Source organism: Polaribacter sp. L3A8 (genome assembly GCF_009796785.1).
In the GTDB taxonomy this organism is placed as follows: domain Bacteria; phylum Bacteroidota; class Bacteroidia; order Flavobacteriales; family Flavobacteriaceae; genus Polaribacter.
In genome coordinates this window covers 808,403-829,974 of sequence record NZ_CP047026.1, presented here as the reverse complement: position 1 = coordinate 829,974, position 21,572 = coordinate 808,403, and the positions used below count along the sequence as shown (strand labels likewise).

The 21,572-nt window shown below is 29.2% G+C and carries 23 protein-coding genes and 2 tRNA genes; 15 read left to right on the top strand and 10 right to left on the bottom strand.

Going from position 1 to position 21,572, the window contains the following annotated elements; genetic code table 11:
• The first annotated feature begins 4 nt into the window (after nucleotides 1-4).
• The 5 genes from hisH to hisIE all read left to right on the top strand — a co-directional run bounded on the left by hisH (nucleotide 5) and on the right by hisIE (nucleotide 3,449).
• Nucleotides 5-586 (top strand): imidazole glycerol phosphate synthase subunit HisH, encoded by a 582-nt coding sequence (hisH, locus tag GQR92_RS03110; protein WP_158837748.1) that lies wholly within the window; start codon nucleotides 5-7, stop codon nucleotides 584-586.
• 154 nt (nucleotides 587-740) lie between these two features.
• Nucleotides 741-1,121: a RidA family protein gene (locus GQR92_RS03105; RefSeq protein WP_105048791.1), complete on the top strand. Its 381-nt coding sequence runs from the start codon at nucleotides 741-743 to the stop codon at nucleotides 1,119-1,121.
• Nucleotides 1,122-1,206: 85 nt separating this feature from the next.
• Complete coding sequence (hisA, locus tag GQR92_RS03100; protein WP_158837747.1) at nucleotides 1,207-1,944, top strand: 1-(5-phosphoribosyl)-5-[(5-phosphoribosylamino)methylideneamino]imidazole-4-carboxamide isomerase; 738 nt, start codon at nucleotides 1,207-1,209, stop codon at nucleotides 1,942-1,944.
• A gap of 79 nt (nucleotides 1,945-2,023) precedes the next feature.
• On the top strand, nucleotides 2,024-2,779 hold the full coding sequence (gene hisF / locus GQR92_RS03095) for an imidazole glycerol phosphate synthase subunit HisF (RefSeq protein ID WP_158837746.1): 756 nt from the start codon (nucleotides 2,024-2,026) through the stop codon (nucleotides 2,777-2,779).
• A gap of 67 nt (nucleotides 2,780-2,846) precedes the next feature.
• Nucleotides 2,847-3,449, top strand: a complete 603-nt coding sequence (gene hisIE, locus GQR92_RS03090) for a bifunctional phosphoribosyl-AMP cyclohydrolase/phosphoribosyl-ATP diphosphatase HisIE (protein WP_302849605.1) — start codon at nucleotides 2,847-2,849, stop codon at nucleotides 3,447-3,449.
• 16 nt (nucleotides 3,450-3,465) lie between these two features.
• Here hisIE and GQR92_RS03085 read toward each other — a convergent pair whose 3' ends face one another.
• The gene (locus GQR92_RS03085) at nucleotides 3,466-3,954 is read right to left on the bottom strand and encodes a hypothetical protein (protein WP_158837744.1); all 489 of its coding nucleotides are present in this window, start codon (nucleotides 3,952-3,954) and stop codon (nucleotides 3,466-3,468) included.
• A gap of 88 nt (nucleotides 3,955-4,042) precedes the next feature.
• Nucleotides 4,043-5,539, bottom strand: a complete 1,497-nt coding sequence (locus GQR92_RS03080; RefSeq protein ID WP_158837743.1) for a hypothetical protein — start codon at nucleotides 5,537-5,539, stop codon at nucleotides 4,043-4,045.
• Between the two features lie 150 nt (nucleotides 5,540-5,689).
• Between GQR92_RS03080 and yiaA the strand changes: the two genes are divergently transcribed.
• From yiaA to GQR92_RS03045, 7 genes are all read left to right on the top strand, one after another.
• On the top strand, nucleotides 5,690-6,175 hold the full coding sequence (gene yiaA, locus GQR92_RS03075) for an inner membrane protein YiaA (RefSeq protein WP_158837742.1): 486 nt from the start codon (nucleotides 5,690-5,692) through the stop codon (nucleotides 6,173-6,175).
• Between the two features lie 163 nt (nucleotides 6,176-6,338).
• Nucleotides 6,339-7,259, top strand: a complete 921-nt coding sequence (locus tag GQR92_RS03070; RefSeq protein ID WP_158837741.1) for an EamA family transporter — start codon at nucleotides 6,339-6,341, stop codon at nucleotides 7,257-7,259.
• Between the two features lie 10 nt (nucleotides 7,260-7,269).
• Nucleotides 7,270-8,595, top strand: a complete 1,326-nt coding sequence (locus GQR92_RS03065; RefSeq protein ID WP_158837740.1) for an MFS transporter — start codon at nucleotides 7,270-7,272, stop codon at nucleotides 8,593-8,595.
• A 65-nt stretch (nucleotides 8,596-8,660) separates the two neighbouring features.
• Nucleotides 8,661-9,509: a DMT family transporter gene (locus GQR92_RS03060; protein ID WP_233269983.1), complete on the top strand. Its 849-nt coding sequence runs from the start codon at nucleotides 8,661-8,663 to the stop codon at nucleotides 9,507-9,509.
• 196 nt (nucleotides 9,510-9,705) lie between these two features.
• Nucleotides 9,706-11,604, top strand: coding sequence for a VWA domain-containing protein (locus tag GQR92_RS03055; protein WP_158837739.1), 1,899 nt, complete (start codon nucleotides 9,706-9,708; stop codon nucleotides 11,602-11,604).
• Between the two features lie 15 nt (nucleotides 11,605-11,619).
• Complete coding sequence (locus GQR92_RS03050; RefSeq protein ID WP_158837738.1) at nucleotides 11,620-12,006, top strand: acyl-CoA thioesterase; 387 nt, start codon at nucleotides 11,620-11,622, stop codon at nucleotides 12,004-12,006.
• A 133-nt stretch (nucleotides 12,007-12,139) separates the two neighbouring features.
• On the top strand, nucleotides 12,140-12,970 hold the full coding sequence (locus GQR92_RS03045; RefSeq protein WP_158837737.1) for a prohibitin family protein: 831 nt from the start codon (nucleotides 12,140-12,142) through the stop codon (nucleotides 12,968-12,970).
• A 470-nt stretch (nucleotides 12,971-13,440) separates the two neighbouring features.
• On the opposite strand, the gene GQR92_RS03040 is transcribed toward GQR92_RS03045, so the two are convergent.
• The 3 genes from GQR92_RS03040 to GQR92_RS03030 all read right to left on the bottom strand — a co-directional run bounded on the left by GQR92_RS03040 (nucleotide 13,441) and on the right by GQR92_RS03030 (nucleotide 14,619).
• Nucleotides 13,441-14,244 (bottom strand): carboxypeptidase-like regulatory domain-containing protein, encoded by an 804-nt coding sequence (locus GQR92_RS03040; protein WP_158837736.1) that lies wholly within the window; start codon nucleotides 14,242-14,244, stop codon nucleotides 13,441-13,443.
• A gap of 168 nt (nucleotides 14,245-14,412) precedes the next feature.
• A tRNA-Leu gene (locus GQR92_RS03035) sits at nucleotides 14,413-14,496 on the bottom strand.
• A gap of 50 nt (nucleotides 14,497-14,546) precedes the next feature.
• Nucleotides 14,547-14,619: transfer RNA gene (locus GQR92_RS03030), tRNA-Lys, on the bottom strand.
• Nucleotides 14,620-14,716: 97 nt separating this feature from the next.
• Here GQR92_RS03030 and GQR92_RS03025 point away from each other — a divergent pair.
• Nucleotides 14,717-15,232 carry a shikimate kinase gene (locus tag GQR92_RS03025; RefSeq protein WP_158837735.1) on the top strand — a complete coding sequence of 172 codons (516 nt, stop codon included), beginning with the start codon at nucleotides 14,717-14,719 and terminating at the stop codon, nucleotides 15,230-15,232.
• Here the strand turns inward: GQR92_RS03025 and GQR92_RS03020 are convergent.
• Both GQR92_RS03020 and GQR92_RS03015 read right to left on the bottom strand, forming a co-directional pair.
• Entirely contained in the window at nucleotides 15,224-15,733 is a 510-nt protein-coding gene (locus GQR92_RS03020) for a phosphoribosyltransferase family protein (protein WP_158837734.1), read from the bottom strand. The genes GQR92_RS03025 and GQR92_RS03020 overlap by 9 nt on opposite strands.
• Nucleotides 15,730-16,110 (bottom strand): RNA-binding S4 domain-containing protein, encoded by a 381-nt coding sequence (locus GQR92_RS03015; RefSeq protein ID WP_158837733.1) that lies wholly within the window; start codon nucleotides 16,108-16,110, stop codon nucleotides 15,730-15,732. The genes GQR92_RS03020 and GQR92_RS03015 overlap by 4 nt, the downstream gene beginning before the upstream one ends.
• Before the next feature lie 79 nt (nucleotides 16,111-16,189).
• On the opposite strand from GQR92_RS03015, the gene GQR92_RS03010 reads away from it, so the two are divergent.
• Entirely contained in the window at nucleotides 16,190-17,086 is an 897-nt protein-coding gene (locus GQR92_RS03010) for an FKBP-type peptidyl-prolyl cis-trans isomerase (RefSeq protein WP_158837732.1), read from the top strand.
• A gap of 517 nt (nucleotides 17,087-17,603) precedes the next feature.
• A complete protein-coding gene (locus GQR92_RS03005) occupies nucleotides 17,604-18,500 on the top strand; it encodes a M12 family metallopeptidase (RefSeq protein ID WP_158837731.1) in 897 nt (298 codons plus the stop codon).
• A 341-nt stretch (nucleotides 18,501-18,841) separates the two neighbouring features.
• Here GQR92_RS03005 and GQR92_RS03000 read toward each other — a convergent pair whose 3' ends face one another.
• The 3 genes from GQR92_RS03000 to GQR92_RS02990 all read right to left on the bottom strand — a co-directional run bounded on the left by GQR92_RS03000 (nucleotide 18,842) and on the right by GQR92_RS02990 (nucleotide 21,537).
• A complete protein-coding gene (locus GQR92_RS03000; RefSeq protein WP_158841937.1) occupies nucleotides 18,842-19,435 on the bottom strand; it encodes an outer membrane beta-barrel protein in 594 nt (197 codons plus the stop codon).
• 51 nt (nucleotides 19,436-19,486) lie between these two features.
• Entirely contained in the window at nucleotides 19,487-20,440 is a 954-nt protein-coding gene (locus GQR92_RS02995) for a transketolase family protein (RefSeq protein ID WP_158837730.1), read from the bottom strand.
• A 518-nt stretch (nucleotides 20,441-20,958) separates the two neighbouring features.
• On the bottom strand, nucleotides 20,959-21,537 hold the full coding sequence (locus GQR92_RS02990; RefSeq protein ID WP_158837729.1) for a Maf family nucleotide pyrophosphatase: 579 nt from the start codon (nucleotides 21,535-21,537) through the stop codon (nucleotides 20,959-20,961).
• Between the last annotated feature and the right edge of the window lie 35 nt (nucleotides 21,538-21,572).

Sequence of the window (21,572 nt, the reverse complement as noted above, 5' to 3'; positions counted from 1 at the left end):
AAGAATGAAATTAGTAATTATCGATTACGGAGCAGGAAACATTAAAAGCATTCAGTTTGCTTTTAAACGTTTAGGTGTAGAGGCTATTTTATCAAATAATATTGATGAAATAAGAGCTGCAGATAAAATTATTTTCCCAGGAGTTGGCGAAGCAAGTTCTGCCATGCAAATGTTGCAAGAAAGCGGCTTAGACAAAGTTATTCCTACATTAAAACAACCTGTTTTGGGTATTTGTTTGGGAATGCAATTAATGTGTAATTCTTCTTCGGAAGGAAACACAAAAGGTTTGGGTATTTTTGATGTTGATGTAAAGAAATTTTCTAAAGCTGTAAAAGTTCCGCAAATGGGTTGGAATGTTATTTATGATTTAAAATCAGATTTATTTACAGGTATCAAAGAAAAAGAATTTATGTATTTGGTACATAGTTTCTATGCAGAATCTTGTGCTGAAGCAATTGCAACCACAGATTATGAAATTGAATATGCATCTGCATTGCAAAAAGATAATTTTTACGGAGTACAATTTCATCCAGAAAAGAGTGGAGTAGAAGGCGCAAAAATTTTACAAAACTTCCTTAATTTATAAACGAAGTTGATTGTCATTCCGAAATGAGCCTTTTTGGGCGATTGAGGAATCTCGTTTTTAATGATGAGATTACTTCGTTCCTCGTAATGACAGAGATAAATATATAATAAAAAGACCCTGAAATAAATTCAGGATAAATAATAAAAAATTAATTATGGCAAGAAAATTAATAAGTTCAGGTTCTTCATTCGAAAAAGAAATGGGATATTCTAGAGCTGTAGTGCAAGGTGATTGGGTTTTTGTTTCTGGAACAACAGGTTTCAATTATGAGGATATGACGATTGCAGATGATGTTGTAAACCAAACAGAGCAATGTTTAAAAAACATTGAAGGTGTTTTAGAGCAAGCAGGTTCTAGTATGAGTAATATTGTACGCATCACTTATATTTTACCTGATGCTACAGAGTTTGAACAATGTTGGCCTGTTTTAAAGAAGTATTTAGGAGAAGTTAGACCCGCAGCTACTATGTTTGCAGCAGGATTGTCTGATCCAAGAATGAAAATAGAAATTCAAGTTACTGCATTAAACAAGTAGTTAGTTGATAGTTATTGGTTTATGGTTGTTTGTAGATATATATATCCACCAACCAAAAACTAAAAACCAAAAACCAAACAAAAAAATGAGAATAATACCAGCCATAGATATTATTGACGGAAAATGTGTTCGTTTAACAAAAGGCGATTACAATACCAAGAAGATTTATAACGAAAATCCGTTAGAAGTTGCCAAAGAATTTGAAGCTGCAGGTATCGAGTATTTACATGTTGTAGATTTAGATGGTGCAAAAGCGAGCCAGATTATCAATCATAAAGTATTAGAACAAATTGCATCAAAAACCAATTTAAAGATTGATTTTGGTGGTGGTTTAAAGTCTGATAAAGATTTAGAAATTGCTTTTAATTCTGGTGCAAATCAAATTACTGGAGGAAGTATTGCTGTTAAAAATAGTGAGATTTTTGAAAGTTGGATTGAAAAATATGGCTCAGAAAAAATTATTTTAGGAGCAGATTTTTATCCTGATAATTCAGGTGGAAAAATTGCAACCAATGGTTGGCAAGAAGAAAGTAGTTTAGAATTAATTCCGTTTATTACAGGATATCAACAAAAAGGAATTCAGTATATTATCTGTACAGATATTTCTAAAGATGGCATGTTACAAGGGCCAAGTTTTGATATCTATCAGCAGATTTTATCTGAAGTAAATAACGTAAAATTAATTGCTTCTGGAGGAATTTCTGCTTTTGATGAGCTTCCTAGATTAGCAGAAAATGGTTGCGAAGGTGTTATTATAGGAAAAGCGATTTATGAGAATAAAATTAGCTTAAAACAAATAGAACAATTTATATTAACAAAATAAATGTCATTGCGAGGAACGAAGCAATCTCTTAATTAATTGACAGATTGCTTCGTGCCTCGCAATGACGAATTAGAATAAAATGTTAACAAAAAGAATAATACCTTGTTTAGATATTAAAAACGGAAGAACTGTAAAAGGTGTTAATTTCGTAAATTTAATAGATGCAGGAGATCCTGTAGTTTTAGCAAAGCAATATGCAGATTTAGGTGCAGACGAATTGGTTTTTTTAGATATTTCTGCAACGTTAGAAGGTAGAAAAACCATGATTGAAATGGTACATCAGGTTGCGGAACAAGTAAATATTCCGTTTACAGTTGGTGGAGGAATATCATCTATAGAAAATGTAAATGAGTTGTTAAAATGGGGCGCAGATAAGGTATCTGTTAATTCATCTGCCATAAAAAGACCAGATTTGGTAAATGAATTGGCAGAAAAATTTGGAAGTCAATGTGTGGTTGTTGCTATAGATGCAAAACAAATTGATGGAGAATGGACGGTACATTTAGCAGGCGGAACAATACCAACGGAGCTTAATTTATTTGAATGGGCAAAAGAAGTTGAAAATCGAGGAGCAGGAGAAATTTTGTTTACTTCTATGAATAATGATGGTACAAAATCTGGTTTTGCAAATGAGGCTTTGGCTAAATTATCCGAAGAATTAAATATACCAATTATTGCTTCTGGTGGCGCAGGAACTGTACAACATTTTGTAGATACTTTTAAAGAAGGTAAAGCAGATGCAGCTTTGGCAGCAAGTGTTTTTCACTTTGGAGAAATTCCTATTTTAGAATTAAAAAAAGAGTTAAAAAAGAATAACATTCCAGTGAGATTGTAATGTCAGTTAGAGCGCAGTCGAGAACAATAACCTCTCGACTGCGCTCGAGGAGACAAATAAAATAAAAATTATGAATATCGATTTTAATAAAAACAACGACGGTTTAGTACCCGCAATCATTCAAGATGCAACTACAAAAAATGTGTTGATGTTGGGGTATATGAATGAAGAAGCTTTTGCTAAAACACAAGAAACAAAATTAGTTACTTTCTTTTCTAGAACTAAAAAACGTTTATGGACAAAAGGAGAAGAAAGTGGAAATGTGTTAAATTTAGTTGATATAAAACTAGATTGTGATAATGATACTTTATTAGTTTCTGTAAACCCAAACGGACCAACGTGCCATAAAGGTTCTGATACGTGTTGGAATGAAGAAAATAAGTCTAATTATGGTTTCTTTTCTACTTTAGAAGATGTAATTACAGAAAGAGTTGCTAATAAGGATACTCAAAAATCTTATGTAGCAAGTTTATTTGCAAAGGGAATTAATAAAGTAGCTCAGAAAGTAGGTGAGGAAGCAGTAGAAACTGTAATTGAAGCGATGGATAATAACGACGAGTTATTTTTATATGAATCTGCAGATTTGATGTTTCACTACTTAATGTTGTTACAGGCAAAAGGCTTTACTTTAAAAGATATTGAAGAAGAGTTGAAAGGTAGACATAAATAACCTTTTTTTACAACTTTTACGGAGTTGCTGTAAAGACTAAAGTTTTTCCATAATATGGAGATTCACCTCCTGTAAAAACCATTCTATTTTCACTAAGTTCTTCTAAACTAAGAATAGTAAGCATATTTCTAAAATTTTCATCAAGACTTTCTCCTTTAGAAATATTGATGAAAATTTTACCTGTATCTTCGTAGAAGTTATAAGTTAAACGACCGTCTTGTTCTGTTGGGTTATCGTAGTAACAAGAAATATTACCAAGTGTTACTTGAGCTTCATTTGTATCGTAGAAAAAAGTGTATGCATCATCGGTATAACATTCATTAAATTCGCTGAGGACATCATTTTCATAGGTTTTGTAAAAAGCTTCAACTTTCCATTTTTTAGAGCTATTTCCATGGATTTTTTGTAAATCATCTATTGTATATCTAGCGTCAATGTCTTCTTTACTGCAGTTAGATAATGATAAAGTGGTAACAATTAAAAGAAATACATAAAGTTTTTTCATAGTAGTTATTTTTATTAAAAAATAATAATATTAAACAATTATTATGCCAAAGGAATGTTTTTTTTTGAATTATAAAAGAGATTAATAATTAACTATTTATCAAATCTAGAGTGACCAAATAAATATCTTGTTTGGTCATTTTTGCTTTTAACCAAGCAAAGAAACTCATCATAAAAATATCTTCTTTTTTGATGTCAATCCAACTAAAAGAAGTTTCTACTTTATCTTTAAATTCTTTTGATGTGGCAATTTCTGGGTTTTTATAATAAACTTCTACTAACTTTAAATAGGTAATTACCCTTTCTTGATTGATTTCTGATAGGTTAGAAAAATAGTTTCTTTTAAAACTTTTTAATCGAGAATCTACCAGGTCGATGTTTCCTAAATCTATTTGTAATAAGATTTCAATTAGGTTCTTTTTAATGGTCCAAACAATACCCGCTTTATCTATATACCATTTATCTGAATGATAAAAGGAAGCAAATAATTTCTGTGCTTTTTCTAATGATTTGTGCTGATAGTAAAAAACAATTAGCGTAAGTGCTATGTCTAATTGCCCAATCATATTAAGGCTTTTCTTATTTAAATAAGGTTCTAATAACACAATTGCTTCTTCTTGATGCTTGGTGTAATTAAGGTTTAAGGCAAGTAATAAATGATGTTTCGCGGCAAAATCAGAATAATATTTTTGCTTATTCTCTTTCATATTCAATAGCATCAAATTTAAATATTGTAAAGATTCAGTAAACTTTTTGTTTCTAAAAAGTACGTTTGCAATAAGATACAAAACCTCTATATGGTAAAAAAGTTGTTTGTTTTTAGAGGTATGATTTTTAATTACTTGATAGGTGTTAATGATAAATTGTTCAATATTATAATAATCGAATTTTTGAGCAGAAGAAATACTGGTAATTTGAACTATTTGATACAGAGATTTAAACGATAATGAGTCTGATATGGTAATATGATGTTCTTGTAGTACGTTTTCTATAAGTTGTTTTATGTCTAAATTAGATTTGTTCTGTTGGTAATCTACAAGCGATTTTCTAATCTGTGCGTAAGCAATATTTAAATGATCTTCTAATAACAATTGTTGTTGGTTTTCTTTAAAATCAATAATCAAACCGTCTAGGTTTAAACTTTTATTTAAATGAGAAAACTGAATTTTAGTATGATAAATTTCATTTAAGATAGAAAATAGCTGATGTTCATTGGCTATCAGGATCGTTTTGTCTAAAATTTGATACCCAACTTTAATTTGTCCTTTTTGTAGAAAGTTTCTGGCAGAAAGAATATATTTTATTAATTTTATATCGATAGAGTTTTCTTCTTTCATACTTATGTTTGCCGTAAAATCTATTAATGATTGAAACAAACGCTTTCTTAAAGCATGTAATGCAGGCTTATTTTGTTTGCCGTAGAGTTTGTGAGCTAGTTCTGCAGACGATAAATTATCCGAAACAATCAGTTTTACTAACAGACTGTCTTTAGCATCTTTTCTTTTGTTTTTTTTATCTAGGTATAAGATAAAATCTTGTTGTTGTTCCTTTGTAAAAGTGCTTATTATTTCTTTTAAGTTTATCATTATGTCGTCAGTAAAATAGTAGTAAATATACTTATTTATTATAATATATAGTTGTATAGTTTATTTTAGTCGTTAGTAATTGTCTTAAAAAGAGTTTATAGAATTGTAAAACTGTTGCAAATTTGTATCATAATTATTAAACTAAATATTATGAATTATCAAACAACATCTTCTATTAATGAAGAAACTAAAAAAGAAAGTAAAAAGAACAAATCTAAAAATGAATCCAACCAAAAACCAACGTCGGCTTATGTTGGTGCTTCTTGGGGAGTTTTAATCATCGGACTCTTGTCTTATTGTATTGGTTTATGGAATGCTTCTATGGAGTTGAATGAAAAAGGGTATTATTTTGCCATTATTCTAATGGGAGTTTATGCTGTTATATCACTACAAAAAGTAATTAGAGATAAAGCAGAGCATATAAAAGTAAGTGATATTTATTATAGCATAAGTTGGGTAATTGTAATTGCATCGCTGTTATTATTAATTATCGGACTTAGAAATGCCGATTTACTTTTAAGTGAAAAAGGGTTTTACGGAATTTCATTTTTACTCAGTTTATTTGGTGCAATTACTGTACAAAAAAATACCCGAGATATTGATTTTATCAACAATAAAGCTACAGAAGAAAAATAGTTAGTTTGATAATGGTTTTTATACCAGAACCTCATAAGTTTAGACTTATGAGGTTTAAATGTTTCAGAAGAAGTTGTTCTGTTAAAATAAATGCAAAATAGGTTAATCTGTAATTTTATTTATAACTTTTCTATTTCTACCTTTGAATAGAAATTACCATCATTTGAAAAAATCAAAATTACTTATAATATTGGCATTTATTTCCATTTATGTTATTTGGGGATCTACTTATGTGTTTAATAAAATTGCAGTAACAGAATTATCGCCATTTTTTTTAGCGGGTATTCGTTTTACTACTGCAGGAGTTTTAATGATCATTTTAGCTGCTGTTTTAAAACATAATTTATCTATTTCTAAAATACAGCTTAGAAATGCGGCTATTGCTTCTTTTTTCTTTTTGGTATACGGCAATGGTGTTTTTGTTTGGGCTTTAAAGTATGTAGATAGTGGTTTTGGAGCCTTATTAGCATCTACCCAACCTTTATTTGTTTTATTTTTATTACGGTTAATAGACCAAAAACCGTTTCAAAAAAAATCGATGATTGGAGTGGTTTTAGGTATTTTAGGAATGTATTTATTGGTTAGTCAAAAAGAATTAACAACCTCAGAAGGAAGCTTGTTGGGGGTTTTTATGATACTAACTTGTGTTTTAAGTTGGAGTTATGGTAGTGTTTTTGTTTCAAAAGCAGAATTACCCAAAAGTCATTTAGTAAGCACAGGTTATCAAATGCTGGTGGCAGGTGTTATTTTATTTATAGCAAGTTTAAGTTTTAATGAAGAATGGGTTTCGCCATTATCTTGGAGCTTTAAAGTGCAAATTGCCATGTTTGTATTGATACTCTTTGGTGGAGTTATTGCTTTTACAGCCTTTAATTTTTTACTAAAAAATGTTGCAACAGAAAAAGTGTCTACTTCTGCTTATGTAAACCCTGTAATTGCTTTGTTTATGGGGTGGTTTTTTTTAGACGAAGTTTTAACTCTTCAATCAATAATAGCATCTATGGTGTTGCTAACAGGTGTTTATTTTATTACTTCTCGTAAAAGAATTGTAAAAGTAATCGAAGAAGAAAGAATAAAACCTTAAAATAATGATGATGAAAAATATAAATTCATTTTCTTTTATCAACCCTAAAAAATGGCCTTTTTTTTACGGTTATGTCGTTTTAATTATAGGTAGTATTGGCGTTTTATTTAGTATTCCGGGGCAGACTGTTGGGGTTTCTGTGTTTACAGATCCTGTAAAAGATGCTTTGGGCTTAACAAGAAACCAATTTAGCAACGCTTATTTAATAGGTACTTTAGTCAGTGCTTTTTTTGTAACAAAGGCAGGAAGGTTGTTTGATAAGTTTGGGGCAAGATTTGTAGCTTTTTTTGCTGCTTTTTTTTTAGGAGTCGCACTAATTCTTTTTTCTTATTCAGAAGGCATTAGTAATCACCTAAAATTATTTTTAAACTTAAAATCTTGGTTAATTCCTTTTGTGTTGCTAAGTTTTTTGTTTTTTTTAGTACGTTTTTGCGGACAAGGAGTATTAACCATGTCTTCTAGAAATATGGTAATGATGTGGTTTGATAAAAACCGAGGTAAAGTAAATTCTATTAGCAGTATTGCAGTTTCATTAGGTTTTTCTAGTTCGCCAATTTTGTTTAATTATTTAATTGATAAAAATGGATGGGAGGTAAGTTGGCAAATATTAGCGGTTTGTTTGTTTATTTTTAGTTTTTTAATCCTTCAGTTTTATAGAAATAAACCAGAAGATTTTGGTTTAATTCCTGATGGATTTATTTCTAAAAAGAAAAGTAAGAAGAAAATTAATAATTCTGAAATCAATTTTACCTTAGAAGAAGCTAAAAAAACTAGAGCTTTTTGGATGTTTGGTTTGGCTTTAGCCTTTAACAGTTTTTTTAGTACTGGGTTTACCTTTCATGTAGTTTCAATTTTTAAAACACAAGGTTATGAAAAAACAGATGCTATAGCTGTTTTTTTACCCATTTCTATAATAGCTATTTCGGTGTCTACACTTGCAAATATTTTAAGTGATTATATTCAGCATAAATTTTATCTTTTTATCATGATTTTTAGTGGTTTTTTGGCTGCTGTTGGACTTTTAATTTTAGACACTACAATAGGAATTTATCTTTTAATTATTGGCTTAGGGGTGTATAGTGGACTTTTTGCAGTTGTAAATGCAGTTACTTGGCCACGTTATTTTGGTAGAAATTATTTAGGTGCTATTACAGGTAAAGTAATGAGTTTTTTAGTAATAGCAAGTGCATTGGCACCAAGTTTATTTAGTTATTGTTTTACTATTTTTGGAAGTTATCGGTATATCAGTTATGTTTTATTGTCTTTTTTAGTTTTTTTATTCATAGGCTCTTTAACTTTAAGAAAACCAGATAATTCTTTAAAACCAGATATATAATATAGTTTTGTTGTTAAATATGAAAACCTTTTTAGGTATTGTTTTAAAAAAAATAGCCCTTAATTTTGAATGTAAAAAAAGCGATTAAATACATGTTGATAAGTACACTTGCTTTTGCTTGTATGAATTCTACTGTAAAATATTTAAAAGATGTGCCAACCTTCGAAATTGTGTTTTTTAGGTCTTTAGGTTCGCTGTTTTTTACGTTTGGTTTTTTATTAAAAAATAAAATACCCATGATTGGTAAAAATAATAAATTATTAATATTAAGAGCATTAGCAGGTACCACTTCTATGATTCTTTTTTTTATGTCTGTAAAATATTTATCTATTGGTACTGCCGTATCTATAAGATATATTGCACCAATTTTTTCGGCTATTTTTGCAGTGTTTTTATTAAAAGAAAAAATTAAACCTTTACAATGGTTCTTTTTTATAATTTCACTTGTTGGTGTTTTTGTTTTAAAAGGATTTGATCATCAGATAAATACAACGGGGTTAATTCTCGTTTTATTAGCATCTGTATTAAGTGGTCTTGTGTATGTTATTATCAATAAAATAGGAAAAAGCGAGCATCCTATTGTAATTGTAAATTATTTTATGTTGTTTGCTACAGTTTTAGGAGGTGTACTTTCTATTAATAATTGGGCAACTCCTAAAGGAATTGAATGGCTCTTTTTGTTGTTATTAGGTGTTTTTGGTTATGTTGGCCAAGTTTATATGACCAAAGCATTTCAAACAGCATCCACCAATATTGTGGCTCCTATAAAGTATTTCGAAGTAATTTATACGGCTACTTTTGGAGTCTTTTTATTTGGAGAAATTTATACTTTTTATAGTTTCTTAGGAATTGCCTTAATTATTGGTGGCTTAATTTTAAATATTTGGTATAAATCTAAATTGAAAAATTCATAGAAAGACTCAAAAAATTAGCATTCATTTTTCAATAGTTATTTATATCTTTCAACTTAAATAAAAATCATTGCAAACTACCACTGTTATTTATTGTATTCTAGCTTTGTTATTGAGTGTTTCAATAGCTTATTTTCAGTATTTTTTTAAACAAAAAAATAGCGCAAAAATTAATGTATTATTATTTGTTTTAAAAACAGTGAGTCTTTTTTTGTTGCTTTTATTATTGATAAACCCAACAATTAAGAGTATTGAGAATGAAAACATAAAACCTGTCTTAACTGTTTTGGTTGATGATTCTAAATCCATTCCCTTTTTTAAGGAAGATAAAAACATATCCCTTTTTTTACAAGAGATTCAAAATGATAGAAGTATTGCTGATAAATTTGATATTAATGCCTTTTCTTTCGGAAGGAAATTAAACCGTTTAGACAGCCTTTCTTTTTTAGATAGAGAAACTAATATTTACAAAGCAATAACTACAGTAAATCAATTATATGAGCATAAAATTGCACCAATAGTATTATTAACAGACGGAAACCAAACAATAGGGAATGATTATGAGTTTATCAATGCTAAGCAAAAAATATATCCAGTTGTTTTTGGGGATACTACTCTTTATAAAGATTTAAAAATAAGTCAGTTAAGCGTTAATAAATACAGTTACATCAAAAATAAATTTCCCGTAGAAGTATTACTGAATTATGAAGGTAAAGAAAACGTTATTTCTCAGTTTTCGATAGTTAAAAAAGGAAAAACCGTTTTTACAAAACAGGTGCAGTTTTCTGCAACGGATAATTCTAAAACAATCACAACAAATTTAACTTCTACTAAAGAAGGACTGCAGTATTACACAGCTTCTATTCGTAAAATTGAAGGGGAAAAAAACACAAAGAATAACGTTAAAAGTTTCTCTGTAGAAGTAATAGATGAGCAAACAAAAGTACTGATTTTAGCTTCTGTTTTACATCCAGATTTAGGGACATTAAAAAAATCGATAGAAAGCAATAAACAACGTGCTGTTTCTGTTTTTTTAATTGATGATTTTAAAAGTCAAATTAATGACTATCAATTAATTATGTTGTATCAACCAAATAATAAGTTTAATAAGGTTTTAATTGATATTAAAACGAGTAATAGCAACTATTTTTTAATTTCGGGAGCAAATTCAGATTGGAATTTTATCAATAAAAAACAATTAGGGGTCTCTAAAAAGGTACTTCATCAAACAGAAAATTATGGAGCCTTTTTTAGTAATTCATTTTTAACTTTTTTACAAAAGGATATCGGTTTTAATCAATTTCCTCCGCTTAAAGATCAATTTGGAGAGGTAGCAATTTCTAGAGAATACCAAACATTATTATTTCAAAATATTAACGGATTACAAACCAAACAGCCTTTATTAGCAACTTTAGAAATCAATAATCAAAAGTCTGCTATTTTATTAGGAGAAGGTTTATGGAGGTGGAGAGCCGCTAGTTTTTTAAACTCCAATTCTTTTCAAGATTTCGATACATTTATAGGAAACTTAGTACAATATTTAGCATCTACTAAAAAGAGAAATCGATTAGATGTACATGCAGAAAGTTTGTATTCTGATGCTGCTGTAATAGATATATCTGCCTTTTATTTGGATAAAAACTATCAATTCGATGCAAGAGCCTCCTTAGAGATTGCGATTACAAATACAGATACTAAAAAGGAAACAAAAATACCTTTTTCTTTAATGAATAACTCTTATCAAACAGAAATAGAGAATTTAGGTCCTGGAGATTACAGTTATATAGTATCAGTAATTGGACAACAAATAAAGAAACATGGTAAGTTTAAAGTAACAGCTAACCAAATTGAAGAACAGTTTACGAATGCAGATTCAAAAAAACTATTAAAATTAGCTGATAAATCAGGAGGGAAGTTGTATTTTAAAGATGAAGTAGAAAAATTAAAGAAAGCAATTTTAGCTGATAAATCATTTTATACCACCCAAAAATCAATTGTAAAAGAGCAACACTTAATTGATTGGCAGTGGGTTTTATTTTTTGTAATAGCTTTACTTACAGTAGAATGGTTTGTTAGAAAATATTATGGGAAAATTTAAAAAACAAAATTTTATATGAGATTTCACACAAGAAAATGGATAAAACCAGAAGATTTAAATCCGAATGGAACTTTATTTGGTGGTAGATTATTGCAATTTATTGATGAAGAGGTGGCTATTTATGCCATTATTCAATTAGAAACCGCAAGAACAGTAACAAAATATATGTCTGAAATAGATTTTATAAGTTCTGCAAAACAAGGAGATATTATTGAAATAGGAATTGATGTTTTAAAATTCGGAAATACTTCAATGACACTAACCTGTAGTGTTAGAAATAAGTTAACTAGAAAAACCATTATAGAGATAGACAAAATAGTGATGGTTTCTTTAGATGAAAATGGTCAGCCTAAAAAGCATGGAAAAACAGAAATTGAATATGTTAAAGATCGATTAGATTAGTATTTAATTGTTGCTGTTTTTAGTTATAATTTGCATGTGTACAATTGAAAAAACCTAAGGAAGATTGTGCTGATATAGATTGTTTTTAATGAAGTTATATTGTAAATTTGAAAGAATTTAAAAACAAAAATAAATGGCGAATAATCAAATGGATATTAAGTTTCCTAAAGGGGGCGTTTTTTTTATCATATTAGCAGTAATAGTTATAATTTTATTCTCTAAATCTACAGTAACTATTGGTCCTGGAGAAGGAGGGGTAATTTTTGAAGCTTTAGGAGATGGTATTAATACAGAAAAAACGTACGGAGAAGGATTTCAGATTGTTGCACCTTGGAATAGAATGATCGTAAGAAAAGTGCGTCAGCAATCAATTTCAGATGAAATGAATGTACTTTCTGTAAACGGACTAGAAGTTAAAGTAAACGGAACTATTTGGTACGAGCCAGAATTTTCTAATTTAGGTAAGTTAATTAAAACAAAAGGAGAAGATTATGAGCGTGAGTTGTTAGATCCTGCTATTAATGCAGCGGCAAGAAGCGTTGTAGGTCGTTATACTCCAGAGCAATTATATTCTAGTAAAAGAGATGTAATTGAGCAGGAAATTTTAGACGAAATTAAAATTGTTTTAAGAGATCAATTTTTATCAGTTACAAGAGTTTTAGTGGAAGATGTAAAGTTGCCTTCTACAATTAGAATTGCTATTGAAACAAAATTAAAACAAGAACAAGAATCTTTAGAATACGAGTTTAGAATCTCTAAAGCAAAGAAAGAAGCAGAAAGACAAAGAATTGATGCAGAAGGTAAAGCTGTAGCAAACAAAATATTGAATGCTTCTTTATCTGATAAGATTTTACAAGAAAAAGGAATTCAGGCTACTGTAGAATTGGCTAAATCTACAAACAGTAAAGTAATTGTAATTGGTTCTGGAAAATCTGGAATGCCAATTATTTTAGGAAATCAATAAGAAGTTTAACTTATTATAAATTTCTGTTGCTGTAAGGCAAACAATTTTAAAGGTAGTTAATATATTTTTTACAAATAAATATCAATTGAAAAATCCAGCTAACGCTGGATTTTTTTTATGCTTTTTTCTTTAATACTTAAAATTTTGTTAAACTCATTTTTTAGATGTAACTAAAGTGTTTCTTCTTAGTCTTATTAATGTAGTTGATGATGAAAGTTAAGGAGAGTTAAGAATACAAGTACAATTCATTTAAAAGAGTGATTTTATAACTTGTGTTAAACTAAGGAAAGGATCATTCTAAATAAGAGTAAAGGTATTTTTAGTTATAGTTAAGTTAGTTTTAATAGTTGATTAAGGTCAAAAGCATTCGTGTTTTTGGCCTTTTTCAATACAAAAAAAAGCCTTGAGAAAATTCTCAAGACTTTTAAATATTTATTATGCTTGTTAAGAGCATATAGCAGTTAAAGTAATTAATTCTTTACAGGAATTTTATCACGCTCAATCTTTCCTTTTTTAAGTGCTTTGTAGTTTTCGTAGCAATCTAATACAGCTTCAATCATTTGTAAATCAGAAGCCTTTTTAATAAAATATTCAGAGTAGTTACAATCGGTTAATAACTCAGTAAGCTCTTGTCTATCCATTTGTAGATATTCCATCATAACCTCTCTGTCAAACTTACCTGATAACATTTTACGTAAATTGTCTTCATTCTTCAATTTTTGTAATTTTTGTAATTGTTTAGGTTTTTTACCAAACAGATTGTATAAAAAATCAACAGGTTGAAACAATGCGGCAATAGGCGAGGAGAAGTCTTTTCCTTTAGGTTTACCTACTTCATAGGTCTGTGGTATTCCATTAATTTTAATCCTTGTAAATCGATCCTTAGGTACTTGTTTTATGTCAATTTCTAAAACTCCAATTAATTTGGTAGATTTTATAACAACTTCTCTAATTTCTTCTGGTTTTTCATATAAAGCAATTAACAATTCGTTTCCTTTTAATAAATCGTTTGTTATTTTTAGTTTTATAGACGCAAACCCTAAATACGAAACTAAAATAGTGTCATTCGCTTTTGTTGGCATTTCAAAAAAACCTCTATCGTTGGTAATTGTACCTTGTACACTATTTAGATTTAATATGTGTGCAGCACTTAAAGCTTTTTTAGTTTTTGCGTGAATAATTTGTCCTTTTAGTGTTGTAACACGTAAGGTATCGTTCTGAGAGGATGTACTTAAAGATGCGAATAAGCACAATATATATAATAGTCTTTGCATATTGCAATAATAGTAATAAAAGCGCTTAAAAAGGTTAATTTTATTGTAAAACCATGCGATTTTTTTACTGATGATGAAATTGTAGTGTTAAAAATATCTACTTGTAATAAAATAAGATAGTGTTTACACTAATTTAAAAAAAATTGAAATCTAAAAGAAGTGTAAAAGTGCGCACGAGAAGATTCGAACTTCCACGTTCTTGCGAACACAGCCCCCTCAAGGCTGCGCGTCTACCAATTTCGCCACGTGCGCTTTTTATTAAAGTAAAAAAAGGTTAAGCATGTGCTTAACCTTTTTTTTTGTGACCGGGCTGGGGCTCGAACCCAGGACCCTCTCCTTAAAAGGGAGATGCTCTACCAACTGAGCTACCAGGTCTATTTTGTAAACCGGTTGCAAATATACAATCAAACATTGGAACTATTAGTATTAAATTGAAAAAAAATTATAGATATTTGCATAAAAATAAAAATCAATGAAAATAGTATTATTAGGGTATATGGCTTCGGGAAAATCAAGTATTGGTAAACGACTTTCTAAAAAGTTGTCTATGAAGTTTTTAGACTTGGATGACTATATTATTGAGAAAGAAGGAATGCCTATTTCTAAAATATTTGAAACCAAAGGAGAAGTGTATTTTAGGTTAATAGAAAACACCTATTTGAAAGAAATTTTGGCCAAAGATGAAAATTTTATCCTTGCTTTAGGTGGCGGAACGCCTTGTTATGCAAATAATATGGAAGAAATTAATAAAGGAGAAACGATATCTATTTATTTAGAAGGAGGTACAGCAACGATGATAGAGCGTTTAATTAGAAAGAAAAGTAAACGTCCTTTAATAGCTTCTTTAGGTGATGATAAAATACCTGAGTTTGTTGCGAAACACCTTTTTGAAAGACGTCCTTATTACGAGCAAGCAAAAACACGCCTAAAAATAGACCATAAAACAAAAATGGAAGTCGCAGAAGAGTTAGCAACAATCTTAAACTAAATAAGCAATCGCTTCAGTTTCTTTTGTAGAAAACTCTACTTGTATGTGTTCTTTTATAGAAGTAGATAAAGAAATGCCCTTAAAGTCTGCCTTTACAGGGTATTTTTTATGGTTTCTATTCACTAAAACTGCTGTTTTAAATCGTTTTAACGGAACATCTAAAAAATGTTTAATTCCGTATATTAAAGTAGTTCCAGAGCTTAAAACATCATCAACTAAAATTAAAGACTTGTTTTTGTAGTCTGCAATTTCTAAAGAAGTAGTAACAGGTTTTAAAGGATGTTTTTTATCAATATTAACTTTACAAATAGTTACTTTTAAAGGTGATATCTCTTCCAAAACTTCTAATAATTTTTCAGCAAAAAGGTAGCCATTACCAACAATACCTGCTAGTATAATCTCTTTTTCCGAACTATTAGTTTCGTATATCTGATATGCAATTCTTCTAATTTTCTGAGAAATTTGCAATTGATTTAATATAATGCTACCTTTTGTTGTCATATTTCTTCTGTTGTATCGTCTTGGTAATTATCAATATCTCTTCTGTCTTTTTTTGTGGGTCTACCAGCTCCTTTTTTTCTGTAATAATCTTTTGCAAATTTTAAAAGATCTGTTTTTTCAAACTCTTCTTTTGGGGTAACATCTTTTCTATAAAGATCTACTAATTTTGCGCCGACTCTACTTACGGGTAAATCTAAAACTTTTATTTGATAATTGATTTGATTTTTTCGAACTAAAATCAATTCATCACCAAAAACTTCTTTAGATGGTTTTATGCTACTGTTGGCGATCTTAATTTGTCCTTTTTTACAAGCTGTTGTTGCCAAACTTCTTGTTTTAAAAACTCTAATACACCACAAATATTTATCAATTCTCATAAAAATAGTTAAAATATAACGTTTGTCTTTTTACAAAGGTATAAAATTGGTAAATTGCGTGCTCAAATTTTAAGATTAAATGAATAAAATAAAAAATATTTTTGCTTTTGCAATTATTTCAATTCTACTATATTCTTGTGGAAGTAGCAGTTCTACCGAGGTAGATAACTTTGATCACGAGGCACAAGCTTTAATCGATAATGATACTTTAGTTCAATTTCTAAAAAAACATTATTTTGATACATCTACAAAAACTGTTACAGCTTTGGTTGATGGAGCAACTGCGCTTTATGATGATGCTAAGTTAAAATCGATGAGTATTACCGAAAATGAAATTGATTATACATTATATTATTATGTAAATAATTTAGGTAGCCCAACAATAGATAAAGGAAAACCAACGGTTGTAGATTCTGTTTTTGTGAAATATAATGGACAAAGAATTGTAGATACAGAGAGTATTAGTGATTCTTTTGATAGTAGTTCAACTCCTATTTGGTTAAATTTAGTTAGACCTAATTTTACTAGTTTTGGAACAATTAGAGGTTGGTCTTATGGTTTTACCAATTTTAAAAGTGGTGATAATATTACTGATAATGGTCCTATTACCTATGAAAACGGAGGGAAAGGAATTTTATTTATTCCTTCTGGTTTAGCTTATGGAAATATTGGTAGCGGAAGTATTTCTGCAAATGAATGTTTACTTTTTTACATCGATTTGTATGATTTTGTAAAAGGTACAGATCATGAAAACGATGGTGTTGCTTCTATTGATGAAGATACTGATGGTAATGGAGATCCTAGAGATGATGATACCGATTTAGATGGTATCCCAAATTATTTTGATACAGATGATGATGGAGATGGTGTTTTAACAATCAATGAAGATGCAAATAAAGATGGTAATCCTGCAAATGATTTTAGCGATACAAACAATCCAACTTTACCAGATTATCTAAATCCGGATATAAAATAAAGTATTTAAAAAACACTAAAATTAGATACTATACAAACCTAAAATAAATTCTGGTTTATAAAAAAAGACTCTTAAGAAATTAAGAGTCTTTTTTTTTGTTATAAAGATGCCTTTTAAAAGATTTATTTTTTAAAACTGTAACATATTAGCATTAAGATAGAGCAAGGGGAAATAAGCTTTCTTAAAAATGATATTCACTTCTATATTCTTGTTAATTAGTGCTAAAAATTAGAATGTATAATTGCTAAAAAAAGTACAATGTTTATTTATTAAAAAGTTCTTTAAAATTTTTAAGAGTTATTGATGATAATTTTTATGTGTTTTCTTAAAACAAATAATTTAAATGTTAATAATTAGGATACTTAAATTTAATGCTATTAATTTTGGTTTTTTAATAATTTTAGTTTTGATAGTTGTTTTTTTGAAAATAAAAATGTGTTATTTGTAATAAAATGTTTAAGTTTACGTAATTATTAATCGAAAATTAACCAAACTATTAATTAAAAACAACTAAATTATGAAAATCCTTAAGAATTTATCAATTGTTTTAACTGTACTAATTTTGGCTTCTTGCCAGTCAGAAGCAGGAATTGAAACAGAAAACCTAAGTGAATCAATGACTAATGAATTAAAATTAACATTAGCAGCCGAACAAGTTACGTATGATGAAAATTTGCCAAAAGAATCTAAATTATTGTATGGAACTAAAGTTGAAATGATTGCTTTAGGGGATGGAAATTATGCCTTAGGAGATATGCTTTTTACTGATGAAGATTTTGCTGAATCTAATGTTAATGCAAAAGGACAAGGTGTATGGGATAGACGTGGTGGTAAATGGCCAAATAGCACTTTACTTTATAAGTACTCTTCTAGTATGCCTCAAGCTACTAAAAATAAAGTAGATAATGCTGCGCAATACATTACAAATAACACAGATCTTACTGTAAGAAAGTGGGTAAGTACAGATACTGCAGGATATGTATGGGTTAACTACAGTAACGATAGTGGATGTTCTGCTCAAATTGGCTATAGAAATAAAAAATCTCCAGGTCAATCTATGAACATCGCTTCAAATTGTTCAGAAGGTTCTACTATCCATGAATTTTTACATGCAGCTGGTATTGTTCATGAACAAAATCATTGGAACAGAGATGCTTATTTAACTGTTTTATATAATAATATTGATGATAACAAAGAGTTTAATTATGTAAAATTATCAGATGCAAATGGTTGGGAATATTCAGACGTAGTAGATGTAAATTCTATAATGATGTATGGGTCTTATTTTTGGCAAACTGCTACAGCAAAAGCAAATGGTTGGAGAACTATGAAAAAGATAGATGGTGGTACAATCGTTCCAAACAGAAGTTACATGACAACAAACGACAAAGCAATTATAAATGCTGTATACTAGTTATGTGTAAACATAATTTTTTATAAATTACTCAATAAAAATAGGTTAATAATTATAAAATTAAGCCAGTGAATTTATTTTCACTGGTTTTTTATTGTTTGATATTTTAGATTGATTAAGAAAAAACTTTTTCTAAGAGAGGTTTTGTGTTACGCTATTAGTTGTATTTACAATATATTTTTTAATTGGTCTGGTAAGGTGAATTGTTTTTAAATAGTTGTTTTGTTATTTCTAATAAACTCTTAAATAAGTCTATTATATTCTAAGAAGGTGTATTTTAATACAAAAAAAAAGCTCTTGAAATTTTCAAGAGCTTTTTTAATATTAAATAATTTGTGTGCTTATAACTTTAAAGAAAGTCCAAATATTATTTGATTCGTTCTGTTATCTACGGTAAATTTATCAGCAAACTTAGCTTCGTTTCCAGATAAACCTCTTTCCCAACGTACATCTATACCTATATTACCAAACTCTACTCCAGCTCCCATTTGAAGTCCTACAGAGAACTTATCAAGTTCATCAGAAGTCAAATCTTGAAAAGTAATTTCATCATCTAAAATGTATTGAAAAGAAGGACCAATAAAAACATTTGCAAATCCTAAGAATTTTTTACCTACTAAAACAGGTACATCTAACTTCTTAAATGAATAATCATCTGAACCGACTGCTTGCTCAAACTCTGTCTTAACTTGTGTATAAACAATTTCTGGTCTTACATACAAACCTAAAACAGGGATATCTCCACGAAACCAAATTCCTGCATGATAACCAGATTTAGCTTTTGCTCCATCAACTACATCAGTTCCTAAACTTTCAACAGAGTCGTCTCCACTATTATTGTAGTTTACACCAGCTTTAATACCAAAATCTACTTGAGCGTTTGACACTTGGTTAAAACCAAAAGCCAAAAACATCATTAAAATTACTTTTTTCATCATTTTTTTTATTTAAAGTTAATACAAGTACGCTTTAAACTTAAAACGCATTTATTTTCTAGAAATTACTTTTTTAACAGCTTTAACAACTGCAGCAGCATCTAAACCATATTTAGCCATTAACTGTTCTGGTGTTCCAGATTCTCCAAAAGTATCATCTGTACCAACAAACTCTTGCGGAGTAGGGGTGTTTAAAGCTAATGTTCTTGCAACACTTTCACCTAAACCACCTAACTTATTATGTTCTTCAGCAGTTACAATACAACCTGTTTTAGCAACAGACTTTAAAATTATTTCTTCATCTAAAGGTTTAATTGTGTGTATGTTAATTACTTCTACAGAAATTCCTTCTGCTTCTAATTGTTCTGCTGCTTGTAAAGATTCCCAAACTAAATGACCTGTAGCAACAATTGTTACATCAGTTCCTTCTGTTAATTGTATTCCTTTACCAATTTCAAATTTTTCATCAGTTGGCATAAATACAGGCACTTTTGGGCGACCAAAACGTAAGTAAACAGGTCCATCAAAATCTGCAATTGCAATCGTTGCTGCTTTTGTTTGGTTGTAATCACACGTATTAATAACGGTCATTCCTGGTAACATTTTCATTAAACCAATATCTTCTAATATTTGGTGTGTTGCGCCATCTTCTCCTAAAGTAACTCCTGCATGAGATGCACAAATTTTTACGTTTTTACCAGAATATGCTACAGATTGACGAATTTGGTCGTACACTCTACCTGTAGAAAAGTTAGCAAATGTTCCTGTAAAAGGAATTTTACCTCCAATTGTTAAACCAGCAGCAATACCAATCATGTTTGCTTCTGCAATACCAATTTGGAAAAATCTCTCAGGGTTTTCTTCAATAAATTGATCCATTTTTAAAGAACCAATTAAATCTGCACATAAGGCAACTACGTTTGGGTTTGTTCTTCCTAATTCTGTTAAACCATCTCCAAAACCTGAACGCGTGTCTTTCTTTTCTGTGTACGTGTATTTCTTCATTATATAATTGTGTTGTATTGTGTTGTAAAATTTGCGTAAAAATAAACTTTTATTTTGCTTTAGAGAAGAGAAAAGTTTATTAAGAAGTAAGACTGTTTAAAATAGTACAATTAAGTCTTGTAAAAGAAAGCTAAATCAGCTTAAAAATTACCCTTAAAAATTCCATGAATAAAAAGGCCTACCGTCTAAAATAGCGATAAAAAAATAAGCTCTTTTTTATAAAAAAGAGCTTACGAATACTTAACTAAAAGATTTTATTTATTTATCTGTAACGTCTTTTTAAGTTCCAAACGATAGAACTTGTTTGACTAAAATTCTTTGCTTGTGTTCCTACTTTGTTTTCTGTGTTTGCTTTTTGATTACTTGTTCTCATCATTATTTTTATTTTGCGGGTGCAAAATTAGTTGGTATCCAAGCCTTAGAAAACAATAGTTTTAATGAGTTTGTATAGTATATTACCTTTTATCCAGGTAAATATATAATTATCTCATTAATAGAGTATAAGTAGTCATTTTGTTTTATAAAATCATCAATTCTTTATAAAGTTTATGAACCGGCAAGCCTACTACATTAAAATAACTGCCTTCTAAATTATCAATAGCTATAAAACCAATCCATTCTTGAATTCCGTATGCACCAGCTTTATCAAAAGGTTTATAATTCTTGATGTAATAATTTATTTCATCATCAGAAAGCTCTTTAAAAGAAACGGTAGTTACATCACTTATAATCTTCTTAAAAAATTTGCTTTTTATACTTATCGATGTAATTACTTCATGTTTTTTGCCAGATAAAGATCTTAACATATTAAAAGCATCAGCTTCGTCTTTTGGTTTACCTAATGCTTTTTCATCTAACCAAACAATGGTATCGGATGTAATTAATAAATCCTTTTCGGTTAAATTACTAAATGCTTGCGCTTTTAAATCCGCTAAAAAATCGGTAATTTCTGTTCCTTTTAATTCAGGAGGATAAATTTCTTCTACCTCTTTAAGCTGAATCTTAAAATCGATGTCTAAATCTTTAAAGAATTGTTGTCTTCTTGGAGATTTTGAGGCTAGTATTACGTTGTATTGTTTTAATTTTTCTCTTAACATTTGTTTCTTTTGTAATTTCTGCAAAGGCAGGAATC